Annotated in this window: 5 protein-coding genes; 4 read left to right on the top strand and 1 reads right to left on the bottom strand. The window is 58.5% G+C overall.

The window, feature by feature from the left end; all coding sequences use genetic code 11:
• Both trmD and rplS read left to right on the top strand, forming a co-directional pair.
• Positions 1–638, top strand: a 638-nt coding sequence (gene trmD, locus A3754_RS20060; RefSeq protein ID WP_063521105.1) for a tRNA (guanosine(37)-N1)-methyltransferase TrmD, incomplete at its 5' end; no start/stop codon positions are given.
• Positions 639–648: 10 nt separating this feature from the next.
• On the top strand, positions 649–1005 hold the full coding sequence (gene rplS / locus A3754_RS20055; RefSeq protein WP_007150853.1) for a 50S ribosomal protein L19: 357 nt from the start codon (positions 649–651) through the stop codon (positions 1003–1005).
• A gap of 188 nt (positions 1006–1193) precedes the next feature.
• On the opposite strand, the gene A3754_RS20050 is transcribed toward rplS, so the two are convergent.
• Positions 1194–1448 carry a GlsB/YeaQ/YmgE family stress response membrane protein gene (locus A3754_RS20050; RefSeq protein ID WP_063521103.1) on the bottom strand — a complete coding sequence of 85 codons (255 nt, stop codon included), beginning with the start codon at positions 1446–1448 and terminating at the stop codon, positions 1194–1196.
• 210 nt (positions 1449–1658) lie between these two features.
• Here A3754_RS20050 and xerD point away from each other — a divergent pair, with 210 nt between their 5' ends.
• Positions 1659–2573, top strand: coding sequence for a site-specific tyrosine recombinase XerD (xerD, locus tag A3754_RS20045; RefSeq protein ID WP_063521104.1), 915 nt, complete (start codon positions 1659–1661; stop codon positions 2571–2573).
• 45 nt (positions 2574–2618) lie between these two features.
• Positions 2619–3240: disulfide isomerase DsbC N-terminal domain-containing protein (locus A3754_RS20040; protein ID WP_063521102.1), on the top strand; the 622-nt coding region annotated here is incomplete at its 3' end.

Here is a 3240-nt window from a genome sequence, read left to right as displayed (position 1 = left end):
GCACTGTGGACGATCGCCCTTTTGGTGGCGGCCCCGGCATGGTGATGAAGGTGGAGCCGCTGGCGAAAGCCCTGCAGGCTGCACGCACTGCCAACCCGGCAGCGAAAGTGGTTTATCTGTCCCCGCAAGGACAGCCGCTGACCCAGGCCAAGGCCGCGGTGTTGGCGGAGCAGCCCGGCCTGATTTTGCTGGCGGGGCGCTACGAGGGCGTAGACGAGCGGTTGCTCGATGCCGAGGTGGATGAGCAGATATCCATCGGCGACTACGTGCTAAGCGGCGGCGAATTGCCGGCGCTGGTGCTGATCGATGCGGTCAGCCGATTGATTCCCGGAGTGCTGGGTCACCAGGATTCCGCCGAGCAGGACTCTTTTTCGGGTGAATTCGAAAACCTGCTCGATTGCCCGCATTACACCCGCCCGGAGGTGTATGGCGAGCAGGCGGTGCCACCGGTACTGCTCAGTGGCAATCACGCGCTGATTCGCCGCTGGCGCCTTAAGCAGGCGTTGGGACGGACCTGGAAACAGCGTCCGGACCTGCTGGAGGCCCGCCGGGCGCGGGGCTTGAGCAACGAAGAGCAACAGCTGCTGGACGAATACATCGCCGAGCAGTCGTCGCATACAGCAAAAAACTCTGATTAGGAGCACTGCCATGAGTGGCAAGAACCTTATTATCCAGGGCATTGAAAATGCCCAGCTGAAAACCGAAGTACCGGAATTCGGCGCCGGTGACACTGTTACCGTGCAAGTGAAAGTAAAGGAAGGCACCCGTGAGCGTCTGCAGGCGTTCCAGGGTGTGGTTATCGCCCGTCGTAACCGTGGCCTGAACTCTGCGTTTACCGTGCGTAAAATCTCCCACGGTGTGGGCGTTGAGCGTGTATTTCAGCTGCATAGCCCGCTGATCGATTCCATCCAGGTTAACCGTCGTGGCGATGTGAGCCGCGCCAAGCTTTACTACCTGCGTGATCGCTCTGGTAAGTCCGCACGGATCAAAGAAAAAATCCGGTAGTAGATTGCGGATTCCTTCTACCGCGAGCGAATGTTGGTTTAGCCTTTGCTGTAGGGCATGCGAAATCAACCTCTGGCCCGGTAGATTGCTCCAACAAAAAAAGCCGCTTCCTTTTCGGGAAGCGGCTTTTTTTGTTGGAGCGCCGGACGCTGGATGCCGGATGCATGACGCTCATGGCATCAGGCGTGCTAGTTCTTCTTCACCATCCGGTACAGCGCCAGCAGCACCAGCGCGCCGACAATGGCGGTGATAAAGCTGCCCAGGCTGAACCCGCTCACTGAGCCGCCCAGGCCGGTCAGGGAGCCCAGCCAGCCGCCGACTACGGCGCCAGCAATACCGATCAGGGTGGTGACAATAAAGCCGCCCGGGTCCTTCCCTGGCATAATCCATTTAGCGATGATGCCGGCGATCAAACCGAATACGATCCAGGATAAAATTCCCACGATTCCTCTCCTTGGTGACGATTTCTTGAAATTTTGCTGGTCTCCATTGTTGCCCTAAATCGCGTGGTTTGTCGTCTATCCCCGTGGGCTTGTGCGTAATATTTAGTAAAAGGCGTGCCGGTATGTGTGGGTGTTCATTCTGGGTAACTCATTGTTTTTTCTTTTTGTATAAGGCCTGATGGCGTAATNGGAACTGTGGATAGCAGGCAACTGACGGATGCACATGGCCAGCTGATTGACAGCTGGCTGGACCAGCAGTGGCTGGAGAAAGGTCTGAGTGAGCACAGTCTGTCCAATTATCGTCGGGACATTAGCCAGCTGGCTGTCTGGCTGCAGCATCAACGGGCGAGTTTGCTGGCCTGCGAGCGCTATCAGTTGCTGGAATTCCTTGCCGCCCGGCACCAGCAAGGCCTCAGTGCACGCTCCGTTGCCCGACAGCTGTCGGCGGTGAAAAGCTTTTACCGCTGGCTCAAGCGGGAAGGGCGCATTGCGGAGGACCCGGCACTGCTGATCGAGCGACCCAAACTGGGCAGGCCGTTGCCAAAGACCCTGAGCGAAGCGGATGTGGAGGCCTTGCTGGCGGCGCCGGACTTTTCCACGCCGCTGGGCCTGCGTGACCGGGCCATGCTGGAGGTGCTTTATGCCACGGGCCTGCGGGTGACGGAACTGGTGACATTGACCCAGAGCCAGATCAATCCGCGCCAGGGGCTGATCCGGGTGATCGGCAAAGGCGACAAGGAGCGGCTGGTGCCGCTGGGGGAAGAGGCGCTGCACTGGCTGGGCCGTTATGCACAGGAGGGCCGTCCCCAGTTGCTGGCCGCGGATCAGCAGGGTGGCAATCAGGAGCTGCTCTTTCCCAGCCGCCGCGGCACCTGCATGACGCGGCAGACATTCTGGCATCGAATCAAGCAGTTGGCAGTGGTCGCGGGGGTGCAAAAAAAGCTCTCTCCCCATACACTGCGGCATGCTTTTGCTACACACCTGCTGAATCATGGCGCGGATTTGCGGGTGGTACAGCTGCTGCTGGGGCACTCGGATCTGTCGACGACCCAGATTTACACTCATGTGGCACAGCAGCGGTTACAAGACGTCTACCAGAAACATCACCCCCGATCGGGAACCTGAGCCAGCTGGCGGGTTCTCACAGGTAAGAGAAGGAGTAACGACATAATGAAAAAGGTTTTGCTGTTTGTATTGTTGGGGCTGATGACCGCATGTGGCGCCAGTTCTGAAACCGCCAAGGGTAACGCCGAGATCGATGGTGAACAGGCGAAAGCGGCTTTCAAGAAAGCCTTTCCTGCTGTTGAGGTCAGTGATGTGCGTGCTGCGCCCATGGCGGGCATGCTGGCGCTGGAAGTGAACGGGGGTGAAACCGTTTACATGAGCGAAGACGGCCGTTTTATCATGATCGGCAAGCTGCTTGAGCTGAAAGACGGAGAGGTGGTCAATCCGGCGGAGCAGCGCCTGGAAAAGGTTCGCGCTGAAGGCATCAAGACGCTGAACAAGGACGACATGATCACTTACGCTGCTGAAGACGAAAAAGCCGAAGTGTTTGTCTTTACCGACATTACCTGCGGGTATTGCCGCAAGCTGCATCGCCATATCGACGAATACATGGCGTCCGGCGTGACGGTCCACTACCTGGCTTTCCCCCGCGGAGGCCCGACCACCAAGGCGGCAGCGTCCATGCGTCATATCTGGTGTGCGCAAGACCGCCAGCAGGCGCTGTCGGATGCCAAACTCAATGACACGATCAACAAGGCAGAGCTGGGCGAGTGTGCCAAGCCGGTTG

This window comes from Alcanivorax sp. HI0083, assembly GCF_001635175.1.
This window is presented reverse-complemented; position numbering and strand designations above follow the sequence as displayed.